This is a genomic window from Enterobacter sp. SLBN-59 (assembly GCF_024807915.1).
Lineage (GTDB): Bacteria > Pseudomonadota > Gammaproteobacteria > Enterobacterales > Enterobacteriaceae > Enterobacter > Enterobacter asburiae_B.
In genome coordinates this window covers 12593-28744 of record NZ_JANUFI010000004.1, presented here as the reverse complement: position 1 = coordinate 28744, position 16152 = coordinate 12593, and the positions used below count along the sequence as shown (strand labels likewise).

Genomic DNA, 16152 nt, shown 5'->3' with positions numbered 1-16152 from the left:
CAGGGCACGCGTGATAACGACAGATTGTTAAAATGGGTGCCACACGCGGTGGCGGTTCAGGACTCAGTTAACGCGCGGGGTTCCCCACGCTGAGGGTTTCACAACAAAAAACACCCGCGTCGGCTGGTGATAAACGTCCTGCGTATCGATATAGGGCGCGATCCACAGCCCGGCCGTCTTTTCACCGACGCGAAGCGGCCTCGGGTCCACGATGGACTCACGCTCTGGCGGCGGCACAGTAACCGGTGTGACCGTGGAGAGCGGCGCCCGCGAGGCCGAGTGCGGCTGCGGGCGGGGGAGAGTCGGTGTGCCCGCCAGCGGTGTATTTCTGGATGCGACGGCATGCACCGGTTCAGCCGGCAGCGTAAGGGGCTGCACGGACCGGGTCCGGAAATTACCCTCAGCCAGGCGTGGCAGCGATGTCGCACCCGGCTTTACCGCGCTGGCCTCCTCCAGTCGTTTGGCTTTCTCATTGGCCTGCTCGATGGTCATGCAGGTATCGGATGTCGTCGCGTTACACTCAAAATCGCTCGTTGTACCGGCACATCCCGACAGCGTCAGGAGACTGGCCAGCGTGAGCGCAACAGGCACTGTCTTGTTCATTTGCGGTTCCTTTACGTGGGGTTACTGTGAGTCGGCCTTCGGCATAAACTGGCTCTGGTTAAGTCTGCCCAGCTGGTTGAGCATCTGGTCGGTACTGAACCCGTTCATGCCGCCCTGCGGGACTGACGGTGGCGGAACCGGACTGCGTTCGTCGCCCTCCGCCTTGCTTTTGTCATTCTCGTGCGCCAGCTCTTCAATGGTTTTCAGCTGAAAACCGTCCTGAAAGACAACGGTCACTTCGTTACCCGCCCCAATCGGGATGACGGGGTGGTACTGCTCTGCGCGCTTGATGTAGTAGTCGCTGAGGGTCTGGGCGGCTTTGGAGGCACCGCCGCCAATCCCCATCTTCATCACGTCACCCGCGCCGAGGGATGCCGTGGCGCCGAGTCCGACCGAGGGCTGGGACGCGGTCTGCACGCCCTGACCGATGCCGTCAACAAAACCCGCGCCCCATGCCCAGCCGAGGATTTTGCCGTTTCGCATCACCACCTCGCCCTTGATGCCGTTTTTCCCCCGGAAGCTGACGTGTCCGGCAATGGGCTGGTCGATGGTGACGCCGTGCTTCAGGCAGCTGATGTTGCGGGTACGCACGATGGCGCGCTCGCTGGACACGTCGCCCCAGGCTTCAAGCCCGATGAAGCAGCCGGTGAGGTCGTAGCTTTTGCTGTTGGGCATTTCCACCCTGCCGGTAATGCGCAGCTGCATCGGCACCGTGGACTCGTTACCGGTTACGGAAGCGTTGGCATCAGCCCCCTCAATCAGCATCGATTTGGCGAAGCTGCCCGACGGGATGTACGGCAGGGACGGACCTTTGTTTTCATCGCTGCGGGCAAAAGACTGCCGGCGCAGCTGGTTGGGTACGGGGATGGGCTGGTACTGCACCTGCGCCGGCGGCGTGACGCCGTTACCCGGGTAGAACGCCGTCGGCGGTGGGACGGCCCCCGTCTGCGGCGGGAAACCGGTCGGCTGCGGCTCACCTTCAGGCCCCGGTGCAGGAGACGGCGGCTGCGGTGCCGGCTCACCCGATGCGGTGACGGGTTTTGCCCCCAGCGCGCTGACCTGAGCGGAAAGCGCCGCGTTGTCCTGGTTAAGCTTGTCTATCTGGTGCTGGTAGCCTGCCTGCCCCTTACTGAGCAGCTCAAGCTCGCGGCGCATTTCGGCATACTGCTTCTGCATTTCGGAGGCGGTAGCCTGCATCTCGGTCGTGGCATGCTGCTGTACCTTCTGGTCAAAGGTGCTGTCCACCACACCGGTCATATCGGGCGCAGGCTCGCCGGCTGCTGCCGCATCGCTGCTCCCCTCGTAACGCGCATCCGCCAGATACCAGCCACCGCCGCCTACCACACCCACGGTCGCCAGCACAATACCCAGCCAGATAAACTGCTTGCGCTTCACCACTGAATTAATGCTGGCCATCAGCCGCACCTCCGCTGCTGATAATGAAGACCTGCAGGGCGCCGCCCGCCATCAGCTGACGAGAGGCTTCACCGAACAGCACCCCGCGAATACCGCTCTGCCAGAAGTCGCTTTCCGCGATGTTACGGGCCATCCCGGTATTGTTGGTGACGCGAAAGCGCACCACCTTAAGGTGATTGCCCACCCAGACGCGCTCCGGGACTGCAGAAAGTCCGGCGGGCGCGACGAGGGCTTCATGCGTGACGGGAATAGCCTGCCAGCCGGACGGCAGCTTCCCGCCAAGCAGATGCTGGCTCAGGGAAACCAGCGTGGCCTCATAGGGAGAAGACTCCTCCCAGGTGCGCGCCGCTTCGCCCGTACCGGACAGCTCGCTGACCAGCCGGATGGTTCGCCCCGCGCCCGCACGTGGCACGGCCTGTACCGAGAAGTTGAGGCCGCGTTCGGTTTCCAGAATGAACGTGAAGGGCTTTTTGTTGAGGGTGCTGACAATCACACCGCCGCTTGCCGTCTGTTCCTGCCGCGTCAGCTCACCGTCGAGGCTGGTCAGGGCCGTCACGCGGTCACCTGCGACCGTAAAGAGGTTCGGGTCGGTGTTGCTGACCGCGATGCTGGCCTGCCCGCCGTTCGTCAGCGGAACAATCGTGGCGGAAAGCGCAGTGGGTGCGGCGACCGTCTGACCGGAAGCGAGCATCATCAACGCAAGCAGCGCACGGCGACTATTTTTGTTCATCTGTGATTTCTCCGAAGTGGCTGAGCCAGCTGATGCCGTCCTCGCGCTCAAATTTAAGAACGTACTGTTTCAGCTCGGGATACGGTTTCGAGTCGCCTATCCAGGTTTTCAACTGACCGCGCACGTCCACGCGGCTGCTTGCCGGATAAACCTTCACGCTGGTCATATAGAAAGACGAGTTGACGTTGTTGTCCTTAATGCGCTTCGCATCCTCGGCAAGCCTGATTTTCAGCTCGTTCTGCGCCGCCGGCTTGACATACGCCAGCAGCTGCTCATGAGAGGCATCAACGGTTTCCGGGGTGACATTCAGGCGAAGGGCGATAAGCGACAGGGCCATCTGCTGCAGGTAGGAGGCATCCGCCTGATTCTGCGACACGGCAAACGGCGCGTTGAAAAGCATTGGCGTGACGATAGACTTCTGCTCATTCTGAAGGCGGTAGTTGTTGACGGCCTGAATAACGTTGGTGGTGATACTCCCCAGAATAACCACCCCCATGGCAATAAAGCCGATGGCAATAACCCGCTGTGTACTTAATCGAGCTCCGTGTTCCATCTGATTATTCCTGTCTATTTAATCCACTGGCGGTAGCATGAGTCGGGTACATCATGGAAAATCCCCCTCAGCAGTGAGGTCGGCATATACCAGTAGACCAGGTCCCGCAGCCATGAGCTGCCCCGCCCTTTCTTGAGCTTTTTTATTCCGAGATAGGCCAGTACGGCAGCGATAATTCCGGGGATATAATGCTGGGTCCAGAATCCCCACCCCAGGCAGACAATGGCCGGAATAAGTTCATCCACAGGAAGGCCAAACCAGCGGCTCTGATTCGTCAGGGTTTCGGGAAAGCGATATTTTTTGAGAGATTCATCTGCCATATATATTCCGTCTCCGGTACAGCTGGCAGTATGGAAATACCTGCCAGCCGGATTACAGGCAAAGCCCTCCCGTGAATGCTCGTGAAGGGCATTCAGAATTAAACCGGAATTTAATAGTCGGAAGTGGCTCTGAAAGGCGGTCTCTGGATATCAGTATCCTGCGACAGACATACCTACAGTGACGAATACGGACAGGATCGCAAAGCCCGCCAGGAACTTGAGGTTCTTGGTCGTCATATACATCACGGCCCCAACCAGGACTTCGGCAAGAATAACCCACTTAACCACGCTGGAATCTTTACCAAATGTTCCTTTAACGGTTGCATCGCCGCTGGACATCAGATCTTTACCCGCAGTCGAGGCCAGAACCGTTTCAGGGAAAAACGCAGCAATGGCTGCGACAGGCAGGGCAAACTTCAGCGCTTTGAGTAACGCGACTTTGCTGAATTTTTTCTTTGCAGTGGTCGCGGGTACAGCGTTAATTACAGACACATCAGTCATATTTATTAATCCTTTAAATGTTAATGAAACAGCCATAAAAAAGGCCAATATTTCGTTAATGCCATTCAGTCGAAATTATTAGGTATCACCTCCACCATTTCAGCATTGTAAAAGTCGGGGAATTTGATCAGATGGTCATGAAGCCTTTCCCGTACTTCATAAGTCTTACACCATCCACTTCGGTTTTTTGCATTGATCAGTTTTAAGTTAGTTTCCTCATCAAACCTGACGGTCACAAAATAACTCTTAGAAAAGTCTGGATTATCCATAACCCTGAACATAGGGAATCTATTGAGGTGATCTCTGACCCTAAAAAAAACCTCGAATCCGCGACTTCTGCCACTTCTCGAAGTAGCAGAACGCAATAAACTCTCTGTCACAGAATCGAGTTTGAGTCTGACGGTATTTCCCAATGCTGGAGAGCTGCTATATCTCCTCATCACAACCTCCTTATTAAAAAGACATGCTGCAATAATATCCCAAAGATGCACTCAGAGCGATATACTAAAAGTTCCCCATTTTTTAACATAACAACAACAAACCAGATTTCATAATTTCGCCTTACGAAGTAGATTGCACTTAGAATTGATTAACTCGAATGCATATCTGTGAATACTTGGTAAGAACGAGTGAGTCTTGAGATATAGAATCATGTCATCTTTATTGTCTATTTCCATAATAGAATATGCTTTGGAAATTCTTTTCTTTGAAGCACCAGATGTTACGCTTAGTAATCGAGAAATAAAATCATGTGTAAAACCGCTGAAGAAAAGACAAAAGCTTTGGTAAACACCAGGCTCAAGGACTAAAGCAGGGTTCTTTATCTCGAAAACATCATTCACAATATGATTAAGATCCCTGCTATTGGCCTGACTAAAAACAGCATCCTTTATAAAATGCCACAATATATACGATTCAGAATCAATACAAACCACCTGAAACAGAACACACCAGTAGAAATAATCTTCAATAACAAAGCTCTTTATTATTGCCATATCAGGATTAGCTAGTGCATCGACCTCTTTTTCCAGAAGTGCACATTTCAACTCAAGAGGAAGTTTTTCAAACCAGTAGGCGGAGTCATATTCACAGCCTTTTATAACATTCGAAAAATTGTGATTTGAATATACAAAGACACCAGAAGAATTTCTGATACAGATGGGAACTTCAGAATTATCAAAAATTTTAAATCTTGTTGCTTCTTGTTGTGATTGACTGGAATCAGAAGAACGCATAAGATCGCGCGCACTCATATAACCTCCTTACTAGGCTGTGTGGGTAGCTGGTACTTAGGGGGGCAATCCCTGGGTACCAGCGATTCGACAAAACTTGCCGAAAATCAAATTTTAGTTAGGACACTGCTAAAATATACCTTTCCCTACAGAAATTGTCATTAAAAAAAACAGTTAAATGTGATTTTTAAGACATCTATATAGTTAATCATTATCGGTTTCTTCACCTGACTCTGGAAAGAAGGTTTCCACGATCTCTTTAACATCATCTCGTATATTCTGAACCATCCCCCGGAACTCAAATTTATCATTTCCTGCAATGTGCGGGCTCATGGACTCCATTGCGAGAAGCTTACTGGAGATAAACTGTGTTTTAAGTACGGCTTCAAGAATAGTTTTATTGAAAAGCATCTGGTTAAACGGCGACTCCTTGCGCTCCATTTGCGCCTCATAGACACGCAAGCCTAGTTCGACGAGCATCGATATAACGCTTGAACTGCTGACATCTTCTTTCCTGGCACCTTCTGCCCGGCGCTGTTCGACGATAGAATTTATTTTATTTACCACGTCGTCGCTTACATATGCTTGTATCTTTGCCAAAGCTCATCTCCTTTTTATTGCAGTGGAAGGATATTATTTTGACTGCCGAACAGCGCCTTTCTACCGTCAAATTCACCGGCGGATTGCAGGCGGTTCATCCAGTGGTTTTATGACGAGTCGTCGGCGATTCACATGGCGGATTGCCGACGATTCACTATCACACAACATTATGAAATATATATCGTGAATCGTACATGATTCATTAATGAATATCCAATGATTCATACAGTAGTCACAGATGAATCTTATTAAGTTCCACATTGGAACTGAATGGAATTTAAAAAACATAAGTGCATGGTTTGAAAGGCCAATCAGCAAAATTTTAATTTTGCGTGGGGTGTGCTGCTTTTGGTGGTGAGGAGTGCATATTAGTTGAGTCTGGTTCTGGGATGGGTTAACGTATTTCCGGCATGGTGCCCGGAGGGAAGAAATGAAACGGATTGCTCTTACGTTTTTAACGCTGGCTTTTTCTGGAATGTTGAACGCTGCTGATTGTTTTGATCTGGCAGGAAGGGATTATCATATAGATCCAGATTTGCTTCGGGCAATCTCCTGGAATGAATCGAACTTCCGTACAGATGTTAAAGGCTACAATCCTGTTTCGGGCTATGGCTCAGGACTTATGCAGGTGGACTCCCAGCATTTTAACGAACTGGCTCGTTATGGAATAAAACCGGAGCATCTTATTTCCGACCCATGTATGAATATCTACACAGGGGCCTACTATCTTGCAATTGCATTCAAAAAGTGGGGAGTCAACTGGCAGGCCGTGGGAGCGTATAATGCAGGTTTCCGGAAAACAGAAGAACAGGCGCAGAGAAGATATGTCTATGCCAGAAAAATTGAGGCAACATACCGGGCGATAAAGAAGAATAAAGACTCAGGGCAGACTCTCTCAAAACAATAAAAAAGACCTCGTATTGAGGTCTTTTTTCCATCCTGTCTTTAACCCGTCAATCAATAGCCCGGTAAATCAAATGAGCTTCAGGGTGTTTTATGATACTGATGTAGTCTTTCAGTGCATCCTGACGAGCGACGAGGTGTTTACAGACTTTCGCATATTCAGGCCCCATATCTGCGACCTGCCAGGACAACCAGTTCATAATCATCAGTGTGGCAATAATTCCGGCAGCATCAGCACTGACCTCTGCTTCAAAGTAATTACCAGGAACAACCATGTTATAGCGCTGTTCTCCTTCCGGTGCGATATATCCTGTTTGTGCGGTGGTGAATCTGACACAGTTCGGAGCCACGTTTCCGCCAGTGCCCTGCGGAATAATCCAGTAATTCCAGAAACCGCCATCATAATCTGAATGCTGACGTAACCAGCTGGCAATCATGTTATCAGCAAAAGGCGTAAAAAAGAGCGCAGGAATAAAATCAAGACGCTCATCGCCATCTGTAACTGAGTAGCGCTGGCGCTCATCGATTTTAAATTGTTCGGCTGATTCACGAGTGACGGTTTTGACGTTTAATGTGTGCATTCTGGTTTTCTCCTCATTGGGTTATTATCATTCGACTTCATCACTGAGCGGCGAAGGGCAATGAGCAGCTGACAGAAAGGAAATAAAGGGGCGCGCAGCGTTTATATACCCCTTTATTTCCTTTCTGGCTGATGCTAAAAGCAGCCCTCCGCGAACTGATGAAATCGGGCGATAGTCACACCAGGAGAATGCACACATCCCGTAATGGAAAATCGGCGTAAGACGAATTACCGTTACGGGCTTCAGAGTGGAGGTAATTTATTACCGCCACGGTGAAAGCGGCGCATCCATTCTGGATGCAGCAAGCGTGAATTTGAATTTGCGTCAGGATGGACGCCCGAAGGGCGGAGACGGTTTACCGGCTCCGTTCACGACAGCCGTGTCCCTTCAGGGACGACGCCCGGAGAAGAAAGGATAATATCCATATCAGCGGCAGAATAATAAAGACCATCGCCAGCAGGAGAATGAAGAATAGTAATCAGCTGACCAAAAGACAGGAACTTCAGACAACCTCGCGCCGGAATAACGCAGGCAGCGCGACAGCGCAGCCTGCTTGTTCTGCGCCGCAGGCGCGCGGCCTTTGATGCCACCAAAGGCAGGATACTTCCCTGCCCTTCTGGATGGTTATGCAGCTTCATTTATACCGCGCAAAAATTCGCGCATGGCACTGATACGGCGCTGATCGTCCAGCCGCTTTCCAAAGTTGTTGATGTAGTACACCGGCGTATACCGCACCCTGTTTAACTGCATCGTCAGCGTATTGCCCGTGACCACCTCGGCAGGAATACCCAGCAGGGAAAGCTGAATAAACGCCATATCGGCCGCAACAGGATCGATATCAATGCAGCTTCCGAACATATGTTCAGACGGGTTATAGCCCGCCTCCAGTAGATATTCCGCATACGCCACAATCATTCCCGCCGCACCGCTTGCCGGATCGCTGACTGTCACAAACCCCTCACGGCGTATCGTTTCGTCGACGTCCGGCATCAGCAGCCTCGCCAGCAGTGACTGGACGTGATACGGCGTGAAATACTGTCCGTTGCGGTCGTCGCCAAGCTCAAGCTCCATGAAGATCGCGCCGAGGAAGTCGTGGAATTTGGCCTCCAGTGCGCAGACCATCAGGCAGAAAAGCGTATGCAGGTTGCTGATATCGCTCTCGCTGTACTTCGCGCAGATTTTGCGGCTCTGCTCAATATTCTCCGGCGTTCTTATCCGCGCCATATCCAGCTCGCTGGCGGCCAGCGTGATAAAGTCGCTGAACACCTCCCAGCGGCGCAGGCTGCGGGCGGTATCCCTGAACACGCTGATAAACTGGCGGCGGGCGTCCCCGATGGTCATCATCCGGTGCGGTATCGGCTGCGCATTCACGGTGGGCAATACGGGTTTAGCGGGTGTTAAGGGTGCGGCTTCTCTCGCCTGGTCAAAGAAGCTGGCAAAACTGAGTTGAGACATCGTTCCTCCTTAAATGCCGCCCCGTAAGGAGCGGCTCAGTTATCAGTTAAATGCCCGCTTCAGTTCGAGCGTGCGTAACACCTGCCCCCACTCGCTCACTCGCATGGCAGGAATACGAACGGCGCGCCCCTTCTTCCGGCAGTGCGCAATGTGACGACCCAGCGCCCGCATTTCGGCGCTGATTTCGTCACGGTCGATATCACTGCGTTTAATACGCACCTGTTTTTTTACGGGTGCGTTTTCCGCCTCAAGCATCTGGACATACAGGGCTGTCGGTGTAACAATCGAAACTTCACTGAATTGCATTGGTTTGTTCCTTTTGGTGAAGGCCGGATTCGTAGTTTCGACGCTGAGAATCCGGCGGGATATGGCAGACGAAAGTCTGCCTTTTTCATTTCTGGCGCTGCTCAACCTCCTTAACGCGTGCCAGAATCTCCGCGTGGTCAAGGTTGCTGTAGTCACGCATCCGGTAATAACGGATACCGATCCGCGCGTAGATTTCGGTCACATTGCCGCAGACCATTTCCGCCAGCATGAAGGTTTCACACTCGCCGTTCTGACTGCTGCGCCAGTTCATCGGGTACATCAGCCCCAGCGCATCATGGAAGGCGTGAACGTCGATTTCGACGGGCGCGGTCAGATATGACTTTTCGCGGCTCAGCCAGTTCGCGCGTTCGGCCTCACTGGTCGCGTAAACACCCGTTTCGGCACTGGATTCAGTCAGATTTAAGTGCATGGTTTATCTCCTTCTGGTTAATGGCGTTGATGTTTCGCCGTGGTGGTTATTCGTCGAACGTGATGCCGGAAAAATGCGCCATCAGAAGCAGCATGTCGGCAATGTCATCGACTTTCTGCTGAATTGCTGGCGTGGCTTTCAGGATGCGCGTTACTGCGGTTCTGAGTTCGCCCATATAGCGGTTTGCAGACTCGCCCAGCGCCGTTTTGTCCGTATTGCTCTGGTACTTCATCAGGGCTTTACTGACGAGGGTTTGCAGGGTATCAAGCTCGCTGAGCGCGCTTTTCTCCCATGCGTCGAAGCTGAATGTGCTGTTCATGTTACCGTTGCTGATGTTCATGATGTTTCTCCGTTGTGACTGGCGGCATCCCCTGCCGCCGTGGCTGACATTTAAGGGTGCTTACTCGCAGAGCATGGCGCATTCAAAGGCCATACAGTCTTTCAGGCTCTTGTCTGCATACGCCCATGCCGCCCGTCCTGTTTCTCCGTATAACCACACCGCCTGAGCCTTAGCCTGTAGCCACGGCTGGACAATGTGGAATGAGAGAAGGGGCTTGTCGGTATGCCAGTCCATCACACCCTCGTTCCAGACGTTTTTGCTCATGGCACACAGGATGTTGCAGACTTCTTCCGCCTCTTCGCCTTCTGACAGCTGCAGGTTCCAGACCTGACACAGCTCCAGCAGGAATGACTTCTGCTCTGCAATAACGCAGGCCAGACGCGCTTCTGGGTCTGAACCCCATCTTTCGGAAGATTCTTTGGTGGCGGTTTTGACGTTGACGTTCTGTGTGTTCATCCTGCTTTTCCTCCTGTCTGGTGGTTAATCCATCTCTCGGTGAGTTCCCTGGCGGCAAAGGGCAAAGGAGCGACGGCGGGGCGGCAGGAGAAGGGCGGAGACAAAAGTTTTTGCGGTCCTTCGCAAAAAGTTTTGGCGGAGTTCATTTCACCCTTCGGATGACGACACGACGGTGCTACGACAAGCCCTCCGCCCGGGAACTTAACGGGAGAGGGCTCGCCAGAGGTACGGGGAGAGGATGAACACACCCGACACGGCGGAACGGCGTGGCGTCAGCGGACTGTCGGCAGTTTTACCGCCGACAGGGTGAAGCGGCGCGTCCGTTTACGGACGCAGCAAGCGCAGGGGGTTGACGTTGCGTCAGGATGGACGCCCGGAGGGCAGAGACAGCTTGCTGGCTCTGTTCACGACAGCCGTGTCCCGTCAGGGACGACGCCCGTGTGCTGCTGTTTCGGTGAAAACAGCCAGTTCATTAGCCAGACCCGCCAGCGTATACCGCTTTTTATCCAGCACATCAGCCCGCAGCAGCAGGCTGTTAACCAGAAAAGTGTCCAGCACCGGCGTTCTGCGCAGACATTTAATGATGTTATCCGAAAAGCATGTGTGCAAAAAAATCCCGACAGGCCGTCAGCCATCTTCAGCCTGCCAGCGATACAGACAGCTCAGGGACAGGTTCAGTTCATCAGCAATACTCCGCACCTTTTCACCCGTTTCGTTGCGGGCCTTCATTCTGCGCACGGCCTCCTGCCGGATCTCTGCGCTGACCCTTTTCACGGCAGGGGAGGTTTCCCATATCCGGTTTATGGTCGCCGTTCTGGAGGACGACTTTTGCTGTAGTGCTGAGGGGCTGCTTCGGTCTTTTATCCTGGCGTACCCTTCCGCCATCATCCTGACCTGCAGGTCAGGGTCCAGCTCACCGCTCCGGATACGTCTGATAACGTTATCCCGGCATCTGGCTGAGTGTTCGGCACTGGCAAGCGGGACATGTTTGGCTATACCCCAGCGCTCGCGATATTCGCTTACCGACATCTCATGTGTCATACGCAGATGCGGAGCCAGGAAGGAAAACGCCCTGCCGCACTCCCTGCAGACGATGTTCCCCCGCGTATTCCGTTCTGTTGCCATCACTCCACCTCCCTGCCGTCGCCGTATCCCTCAGCCCAGTCGGTAATCTGCGTATCAAGTACGTCCAGCTGCTTCTCCACTTCTTCGGCCAGCATGTTGAAGTCGCACTCCAGACCACCACTCAGGCCATCCCACTCAACCGACATATCGGTGAGCTTGTTTATCATCGTCTTCAGGCGTTTACATTGACTGCGGGCAATTTTCAGTTCCTGCCCGTACGGATTTGCTCTCCTGCTCATGTCCCCTCCCGGAACGTCAGCTTGTTCGGTACCATCCAGTGCTCCATCTGTCGTACGGGAACGGAAGCCTCTTCTGTCAGCAATCCGGCCTCGAACACCATGCTCCAGAGCGGTTCGCGGGCAAATTCATCCCGCTCCAGCGCCGACAGGGAAGGAAAGCGCTCGCTCCAGCGCCAGAACATCTCCTCCAGGTCGTACTGGCGCAGTTCCGTACCTGACCAGCGCGCACTCCAGCTGCTGACCGTTTCGGGCGTATGAAAAGCCAGCTCAATTTCCGCCTGCCCCGCCAGCGCCTGGTACGCACGCTCACGCTGACACCGTTCTTTGTGCCGCTGGCGGGTGTATTTTTCATCCCGCAGCGCGTCCTGACAGCGAACCCGCTCGGTCTGCTGAAAGGCCACCTCCGGAAAGAGGCGCTGACCCGCACCGACAGGAAGCGGCAGCCAGCAACACGTCCCGCGGCTTTCAATCAGCGCATCGATGGCACTGAGCCAGCTGTCCCTGCTGCCCCGCAGCTCCCGCGCCGTCAGCACCGGCGCAAAATAATGGATTTCCCTGAGTGAGATGCGCGTGCTGCCCGTGAGCCGCCGGAAAAAGGCGCTGGCATACGGATACATCGTGGACACCGCGCCGCGCGACCGCCGGCGTTCAACCTCCGCAATGGCCTCCATCGCGGCGCGTCGCTCAGGGCTGAAGGGAACCAGTGACAGGTTTGCAGGTATCATGCTGCCCCCTCCGCTGCCAGGATACTGATGATGCTGGCCTGACTGTAGCCGTCCGCATCGAGCCGCGCCGTCAGGCTGAGAGTGTGGCTGATAAGCTCCGGCTGGTAGCCGTTCAGGGTTCGAATAACGGAGAACGGGCGACCGCTGGCGGGCACGAACACCACCATCCACGCCGGACTGATGGCACCAGGACTGCACACGGCAATATGATAATTGCCGTGCGAGGGGGTAAAGCGTATCTGTACGGGGAAGAACCCGCCGAACTCGCTGCGGTACTCGCCGTTCATGTCCCAGTTTTCAGGGCAGGACAGGTCACGCATCACGGCGTGGGTCAGTTCGCGGCGGTAGTCTTCGCCGCTGTCGCGCCAGTCCTCCATCTCGTCAGGGGACATGGTCTTCAGCACATCGGGGGTCAGAACAGTCTGCATGGGTATCTCCTTACTGCCGCCCCGCAGGGCGGCTCTCCGTTATCAGGCGGCGTGTGCCGTGTTGGTGGTCTCGTTGTCAGTGCTGTCGGTATCGGAAACAGCGTCGTCAGCACCGGATTCAGTCGCTGGTTCCGGTCCTTTGAGCCACGCTGGAACCCAGCGGGTGTGCTGCATAAAGTGCTCCGCATGCCCTGCTGCATCGCCCTTCTTCATCTTCTCTGCGTCACCCGCCGCGCCCGTCAGCCCCGCCTCTTTCAGGGATGCGACAATCTGCGGATGTTTCAGGCTGCCGAAGTAGTTGTCCTTCGTCGGCTGCCACCAGTCTCGCAGGTGGAACCCGATTGCCGCCTCGACCGTATCGAGGGTGCTGCGCGAGGTGTGCCCCATATCGCGGGTCTGTACACCGTCCACGGAGCAGGCGGTGCAGAAGGCCATGAGCGACATCAGCACCCCGCCGTCGAGTGCAAAAAAGGTGGTGAAGTCCTTTTCCCACCCTTCCGGCAGCAGGGCTTTCAGCCTTGCCCGTTCGGTCATCAGGATGTTAAACGCTGCGCCATCCTTACCGGATGGGGCGTTCTCCGTCAGGCTGCCGTGAGACACGGTCAGGCTGATTCGGAACGGATGCGTCGTGGTCAGACAGCCGGAAAAGACGCAGGTACACATGCGCCAGACCATCAGCGCCACCGCTTTTTCGGGCTGCTGCATCAGCGCCGCCTGTACCGCCAGCGTACGCTCGGAGGACATTTTCGTGAGCAGCGGGACGCTGATCCCTTCTGCGGCATCGGCCTGACGCGAGGTGAACGGCACCGTTACGCTGCTGGTTTCGGTTTCTTCCGGCATATCGGCTTTCAGGCGCACCCCGCGCTGCACGTACACCTGCCCTTCGTACAGACTGACCATCACCCCTGCGCCTGACTTCATGTCGTCAGTCCACGCGCTGACTTCTGCGGCCTGTTCGATGGCTTCGATCTCAACTTCCAGCGCGTCCGTCTCGTCACAGCGGGAATCGTATCCGTCCCATTGCTCACGGAGTTCATCAAGGCGCTGCTGCTGCTCAGGGGTGTATACAGGCTCGGGTTCAACAGGCTGAACGAACTCCTGACCGTCTTCTCCGTGGTACCAGATGCGGGCTGCACGTCCGCGACTCCATGCCCAGCCCTCACGCTGCTTGATGTCCAGGGCGATATGCTCCAGTTTTTCCTGCGCCAGACGCTCAACCAGTACGCTGTCTGCCGTGCCGTCGCCCTCGTCCTGGCTGAACAGATCTTCGCGGACGTAACCCCCTGCCGCCTCGTACGCTTCGCGCCCGATAAACCGGAATTTTGCGTTGTCGGTGCGCATCTCGGTGTCGGTAATGGCGCGTTTAATCAGGTGTGCGGGGGCATTCGACCAGCTGGCTTTTACGGTATCGAGGATTTCGGCCTGACGGGCGTGATCGTCCTCGAGGCAGAGCGCCTGACACTGTTCAACGGTCAGTTCGTCCTGCGCGAGCTTCTCCATCAGGGACGGGGCGAGGTTTGCCAGCTTCAGCATGCGCTGCACGTGGCGGGAGCCGAAGCCGAGGGCGTCGCCAATCTGTGCGGGAGTTTTGCCCTGCTCTGCCAGCGTACGGAAACCTGCGATTTGCTCGGCGGGATGCATGGCGGCGCGCTGCTCGTTCTCAGCAATGGAGGCAAGGGCAGCAATGTCGTCTGAGACGCGTTTCACCATGACGGTATGATCGGCCGCAAGACGGTCTTCCTGTGCGAGCAACTGCAGGGCAGTCAGTCGGCGGCCACCTGCAGCTACGCCCAGCTTTCCGTCCGCAAGAGAGTGAACAATCAGGTTCTGCAGGAGTCCGAGTGCCTCAATGGAGTCGGCCAGACCGCGAACGCTGTCCACGGAATACGGGATGGTGCGCACGTTAAGCGGGGATTTAACGAGAGCAGACAGCGGAACATACTCGATGGCAGCGGCCTCAAGGGCGACTTTCAGGGCATCTTCCTGCGCCTTCGTGATTTTTTTGCTGCTCGCTTTTTTGGGTGCTTTTGCTTTAACATCGGTTACTGACATAGTTAATACCTCACAGATTGATGATTGTCCGGCCCTGCGGAGTTACCGCTCCGGCAGGGCACCTCTTCCTTACTGCTGTTTACGAATACCGTAACGTTCGGTGTAACGGTTGAGCCATTTCCCGGCATCCGCTTCAAAATTCCACGCGCGCCAGACCATTTCACCGTTCTGACGAACAATCAGGCGAAAATGTGTACCCTGATCGTCCTCAATTGCCACGTTGGTGTACTGCGCCGCAACGGCCTCAGCCTGTTCGCGGGTAAAGGTGTCGTCGGGTAAAACCGTCAGCGCCTCGTTCATGTTGTTCCTCCTCCTGAATCTGTTTTGCTTTTAAAAAACCATCACCCGTTGAGTTGCCGGGGCCGCGGTTTTGACGTTTTGCGGGGACCTGCTGAACGCCCCCGATGGTTGTTACCTTCACCCGTTTGAGAGCCGTTCGCCGCAGGGGCGTAAACCAGCGCGGACGATGGCGGATGTCCGGGGCGCGGTTTACCGCGTGCCATTTACCCTGGACAGCTGACAGCGGCTGTGCTTGTCTCAGCCCCGGCGAAAGGACTCAAAAGGGTGAAAAAACCAGGCAAGGAATGAGCAGGAACCCGCCGCAACGACGGAACGCGCGGGCGCGAAACGGCGTTGCCCCGAAGAGGCCCGGCAGCATTACCGCCGGGCTGGTGAGAGCGGCGCATCCGTTTACGGATGCCGCAAGCGTGATGTTGAACCTGCGACAGTGCGATGGAAGCCCGACAGGGCGGAGACGGTTTACCGGCTCCGTTTACGACAGCGCCGGTTCCCGTCAGGGAAGTCGCCCACAGGCAGACACAACAGGAAGAAAAACCGACAGAACAGCGATATCAACCAGTACGCCATCGGTATGGCCACTATTGGCAACGGCAACGGCAACGGCAACGGCAACGGCAACGGCAACGGCAACGGCAACGGCAACGGCAACGGCAACGGCAACGGCAACGGCAACGGCAACGGCAACGGCAACGGCAACGGCAACGGCAACGGCAACGCAGGTATTATCACCGGAACAGAAATAACGCCGACCAGCTGCAGCACACCGGTAAACATACCCTGACACCACAGGTACATCAGACGCTGGCGGAGATGCGCGGCGGCGCAGGCGCGGCGTACTTCGCCGGCAGGCAGCGCCT

25 protein-coding genes are annotated in these 16152 nt (G+C 55.0%); 2 read left to right on the top strand and 23 right to left on the bottom strand.

The window, feature by feature from the left end; genetic code table 11:
- Positions 1 to 63 precede the first annotated feature (63 nt).
- From traV to traM, 9 genes are all read right to left on the bottom strand, one after another.
- The gene (gene traV / locus M2422_RS23565) at positions 64 to 603 is read right to left on the bottom strand and encodes a type IV conjugative transfer system lipoprotein TraV (RefSeq protein ID WP_259143133.1); all 540 of its coding nucleotides are present in this window, start codon (positions 601 to 603) and stop codon (positions 64 to 66) included.
- Positions 604 to 624: 21 nt separating this feature from the next.
- A complete protein-coding gene (traB, locus tag M2422_RS23560) occupies positions 625 to 2019 on the bottom strand; it encodes an F-type conjugal transfer pilus assembly protein TraB (protein WP_259143131.1) in 1395 nt (464 codons plus the stop codon).
- Positions 2006 to 2749, bottom strand: a complete 744-nt coding sequence (gene traK, locus M2422_RS23555) for a type-F conjugative transfer system secretin TraK (RefSeq protein ID WP_259143129.1) — start codon at positions 2747 to 2749, stop codon at positions 2006 to 2008. The genes traB and traK overlap by 14 nt, the downstream gene beginning before the upstream one ends.
- Entirely contained in the window at positions 2736 to 3302 is a 567-nt protein-coding gene (gene traE / locus M2422_RS23550; RefSeq protein WP_025759824.1) for a type IV conjugative transfer system protein TraE, read from the bottom strand. The genes traK and traE overlap by 14 nt, the downstream gene beginning before the upstream one ends.
- Before the next feature lie 14 nt (positions 3303 to 3316).
- Positions 3317 to 3622 (bottom strand): type IV conjugative transfer system protein TraL, encoded by a 306-nt coding sequence (gene traL / locus M2422_RS23545; protein ID WP_008324160.1) that lies wholly within the window; start codon positions 3620 to 3622, stop codon positions 3317 to 3319.
- A 150-nt stretch (positions 3623 to 3772) separates the two neighbouring features.
- Positions 3773 to 4123, bottom strand: a complete 351-nt coding sequence (gene traA / locus M2422_RS23540; protein ID WP_259143126.1) for a type IV conjugative transfer system pilin TraA — start codon at positions 4121 to 4123, stop codon at positions 3773 to 3775.
- 65 nt (positions 4124 to 4188) lie between these two features.
- Positions 4189 to 4563 carry a TraY domain-containing protein gene (locus M2422_RS23535; protein ID WP_191919494.1) on the bottom strand — a complete coding sequence of 125 codons (375 nt, stop codon included), beginning with the start codon at positions 4561 to 4563 and terminating at the stop codon, positions 4189 to 4191.
- Between the two features lie 108 nt (positions 4564 to 4671).
- Positions 4672 to 5376 (bottom strand): hypothetical protein, encoded by a 705-nt coding sequence (locus M2422_RS23530; RefSeq protein WP_259143121.1) that lies wholly within the window; start codon positions 5374 to 5376, stop codon positions 4672 to 4674.
- 183 nt (positions 5377 to 5559) lie between these two features.
- Positions 5560 to 5955, bottom strand: a complete 396-nt coding sequence (gene traM / locus M2422_RS23525) for a conjugal transfer relaxosome DNA-binding protein TraM (RefSeq protein ID WP_045354210.1) — start codon at positions 5953 to 5955, stop codon at positions 5560 to 5562.
- Between the two features lie 430 nt (positions 5956 to 6385).
- Between traM and M2422_RS23520 the strand changes: the two genes are divergently transcribed.
- Positions 6386 to 6862 (top strand): transglycosylase SLT domain-containing protein, encoded by a 477-nt coding sequence (locus M2422_RS23520; protein WP_259143120.1) that lies wholly within the window; start codon positions 6386 to 6388, stop codon positions 6860 to 6862.
- Positions 6863 to 6908: 46 nt separating this feature from the next.
- On the opposite strand, the gene M2422_RS23515 is transcribed toward M2422_RS23520, so the two are convergent.
- From M2422_RS23515 to M2422_RS23450, 14 genes are all read right to left on the bottom strand, one after another.
- Positions 6909 to 7439, bottom strand: coding sequence for an antirestriction protein (locus M2422_RS23515; protein WP_259143119.1), 531 nt, complete (start codon positions 7437 to 7439; stop codon positions 6909 to 6911).
- A gap of 368 nt (positions 7440 to 7807) precedes the next feature.
- Entirely contained in the window at positions 7808 to 8077 is a 270-nt protein-coding gene (locus M2422_RS23510) for a hypothetical protein (RefSeq protein ID WP_259143118.1), read from the bottom strand.
- Entirely contained in the window at positions 8064 to 8780 is a 717-nt protein-coding gene (locus M2422_RS23505; protein WP_404997331.1) for an N-6 DNA methylase, read from the bottom strand. Before M2422_RS23505 ends, M2422_RS23510 begins: the two co-directional genes overlap by 14 nt.
- Before the next feature lie 156 nt (positions 8781 to 8936).
- Positions 8937 to 9200 carry a hypothetical protein gene (locus tag M2422_RS23500; RefSeq protein ID WP_032713713.1) on the bottom strand — a complete coding sequence of 88 codons (264 nt, stop codon included), beginning with the start codon at positions 9198 to 9200 and terminating at the stop codon, positions 8937 to 8939.
- Positions 9201 to 9285: 85 nt separating this feature from the next.
- On the bottom strand, positions 9286 to 9630 hold the full coding sequence (locus M2422_RS23495; protein WP_259143112.1) for a hypothetical protein: 345 nt from the start codon (positions 9628 to 9630) through the stop codon (positions 9286 to 9288).
- 46 nt (positions 9631 to 9676) lie between these two features.
- On the bottom strand, positions 9677 to 9970 hold the full coding sequence (locus M2422_RS23490; RefSeq protein ID WP_259143111.1) for a hypothetical protein: 294 nt from the start codon (positions 9968 to 9970) through the stop codon (positions 9677 to 9679).
- A gap of 60 nt (positions 9971 to 10030) precedes the next feature.
- On the bottom strand, positions 10031 to 10426 hold the full coding sequence (locus tag M2422_RS23485; RefSeq protein ID WP_259143110.1) for an ammonia monooxygenase: 396 nt from the start codon (positions 10424 to 10426) through the stop codon (positions 10031 to 10033).
- 423 nt (positions 10427 to 10849) lie between these two features.
- Positions 10850 to 10984, bottom strand: a complete 135-nt coding sequence (locus tag M2422_RS23480) for a hypothetical protein (RefSeq protein ID WP_259143109.1) — start codon at positions 10982 to 10984, stop codon at positions 10850 to 10852.
- A gap of 69 nt (positions 10985 to 11053) precedes the next feature.
- On the bottom strand, positions 11054 to 11551 hold the full coding sequence (locus tag M2422_RS23475) for a MucR family transcriptional regulator (RefSeq protein WP_259143108.1): 498 nt from the start codon (positions 11549 to 11551) through the stop codon (positions 11054 to 11056).
- Complete coding sequence (locus tag M2422_RS23470; RefSeq protein ID WP_032648847.1) at positions 11551 to 11790, bottom strand: hypothetical protein; 240 nt, start codon at positions 11788 to 11790, stop codon at positions 11551 to 11553. The genes M2422_RS23475 and M2422_RS23470 overlap by 1 nt, the downstream gene beginning before the upstream one ends.
- Complete coding sequence (locus tag M2422_RS23465) at positions 11787 to 12515, bottom strand: plasmid SOS inhibition protein A (RefSeq protein ID WP_259143106.1); 729 nt, start codon at positions 12513 to 12515, stop codon at positions 11787 to 11789. Before M2422_RS23465 ends, M2422_RS23470 begins: the two co-directional genes overlap by 4 nt.
- Positions 12512 to 12943, bottom strand: coding sequence for a conjugation system SOS inhibitor PsiB (psiB, locus tag M2422_RS23460; protein ID WP_259143105.1), 432 nt, complete (start codon positions 12941 to 12943; stop codon positions 12512 to 12514). Before psiB ends, M2422_RS23465 begins: the two co-directional genes overlap by 4 nt.
- A gap of 42 nt (positions 12944 to 12985) precedes the next feature.
- The gene (locus M2422_RS23455) at positions 12986 to 14995 is read right to left on the bottom strand and encodes a ParB/RepB/Spo0J family partition protein (RefSeq protein ID WP_259143104.1); all 2010 of its coding nucleotides are present in this window, start codon (positions 14993 to 14995) and stop codon (positions 12986 to 12988) included.
- Between the two features lie 69 nt (positions 14996 to 15064).
- Positions 15065 to 15295, bottom strand: coding sequence for a DUF905 domain-containing protein (locus M2422_RS23450; protein ID WP_259143103.1), 231 nt, complete (start codon positions 15293 to 15295; stop codon positions 15065 to 15067).
- Positions 15296 to 15866: 571 nt separating this feature from the next.
- On the opposite strand from M2422_RS23450, the gene M2422_RS23445 reads away from it, so the two are divergent.
- Positions 15867 to 16076, top strand: a complete 210-nt coding sequence (locus tag M2422_RS23445; RefSeq protein ID WP_259143102.1) for a hypothetical protein — start codon at positions 15867 to 15869, stop codon at positions 16074 to 16076.
- Positions 16077 to 16152 lie beyond the last annotated feature (76 nt).

Excerpts from the sequence above, each read along its gene's own strand:
- traV (WP_259143133.1), bottom strand. The coding sequence starts at position 603 with ATGAACAAGACAGTGCCTGTTGCGCTCACGCTGGCCAGTCTCCTGACG.
- traB (WP_259143131.1), bottom strand. The coding sequence starts at position 2,019 with ATGGCCAGCATTAATTCAGTGGTGAAGCGCAAGCAGTTTATCTGGCTG.
- traK (WP_259143129.1), bottom strand. The coding sequence starts at position 2,749 with ATGAACAAAAATAGTCGCCGTGCGCTGCTTGCGTTGATGATGCTCGCT.
- traE (WP_025759824.1), bottom strand. The coding sequence starts at position 3,302 with ATGGAACACGGAGCTCGATTAAGTACACAGCGGGTTATTGCCATCGGC.
- traL (WP_008324160.1), bottom strand. The coding sequence starts at position 3,622 with ATGGCAGATGAATCTCTCAAAAAATATCGCTTTCCCGAAACCCTGACG.
- traA (WP_259143126.1), bottom strand. The coding sequence starts at position 4,123 with ATGACTGATGTGTCTGTAATTAACGCTGTACCCGCGACCACTGCAAAG.
- M2422_RS23535 (WP_191919494.1), bottom strand. The coding sequence starts at position 4,563 with ATGAGGAGATATAGCAGCTCTCCAGCATTGGGAAATACCGTCAGACTC.
- M2422_RS23530 (WP_259143121.1), bottom strand. The coding sequence starts at position 5,376 with ATGAGTGCGCGCGATCTTATGCGTTCTTCTGATTCCAGTCAATCACAA.
- M2422_RS23520 (WP_259143120.1), top strand. The coding sequence starts at position 6,386 with ATGAAACGGATTGCTCTTACGTTTTTAACGCTGGCTTTTTCTGGAATG.
- M2422_RS23515 (WP_259143119.1), bottom strand. The coding sequence starts at position 7,439 with ATGCACACATTAAACGTCAAAACCGTCACTCGTGAATCAGCCGAACAA.
- M2422_RS23510 (WP_259143118.1), bottom strand. The coding sequence starts at position 8,077 with ATGAAGCTGCATAACCATCCAGAAGGGCAGGGAAGTATCCTGCCTTTG.
- M2422_RS23505 (WP_404997331.1), bottom strand. The coding sequence starts at position 8,780 with ATGACCATCGGGGACGCCCGCCGCCAGTTTATCAGCGTGTTCAGGGAT.
- M2422_RS23500 (WP_032713713.1), bottom strand. The coding sequence starts at position 9,200 with ATGCAATTCAGTGAAGTTTCGATTGTTACACCGACAGCCCTGTATGTC.
- M2422_RS23495 (WP_259143112.1), bottom strand. The coding sequence starts at position 9,630 with ATGCACTTAAATCTGACTGAATCCAGTGCCGAAACGGGTGTTTACGCG.
- M2422_RS23490 (WP_259143111.1), bottom strand. The coding sequence starts at position 9,970 with ATGAACATCAGCAACGGTAACATGAACAGCACATTCAGCTTCGACGCA.
- M2422_RS23485 (WP_259143110.1), bottom strand. The coding sequence starts at position 10,426 with ATGAACACACAGAACGTCAACGTCAAAACCGCCACCAAAGAATCTTCC.
- M2422_RS23475 (WP_259143108.1), bottom strand. The coding sequence starts at position 11,551 with ATGGCAACAGAACGGAATACGCGGGGGAACATCGTCTGCAGGGAGTGC.
- M2422_RS23470 (WP_032648847.1), bottom strand. The coding sequence starts at position 11,790 with ATGAGCAGGAGAGCAAATCCGTACGGGCAGGAACTGAAAATTGCCCGC.
- M2422_RS23465 (WP_259143106.1), bottom strand. The coding sequence starts at position 12,515 with ATGATACCTGCAAACCTGTCACTGGTTCCCTTCAGCCCTGAGCGACGC.
- psiB (WP_259143105.1), bottom strand. The coding sequence starts at position 12,943 with ATGCAGACTGTTCTGACCCCCGATGTGCTGAAGACCATGTCCCCTGAC.
- M2422_RS23455 (WP_259143104.1), bottom strand. The coding sequence starts at position 14,995 with ATGTCAGTAACCGATGTTAAAGCAAAAGCACCCAAAAAAGCGAGCAGC.
- M2422_RS23450 (WP_259143103.1), bottom strand. The coding sequence starts at position 15,295 with ATGAACGAGGCGCTGACGGTTTTACCCGACGACACCTTTACCCGCGAA.
- M2422_RS23445 (WP_259143102.1), top strand. The coding sequence starts at position 15,867 with ATGGCCACTATTGGCAACGGCAACGGCAACGGCAACGGCAACGGCAAC.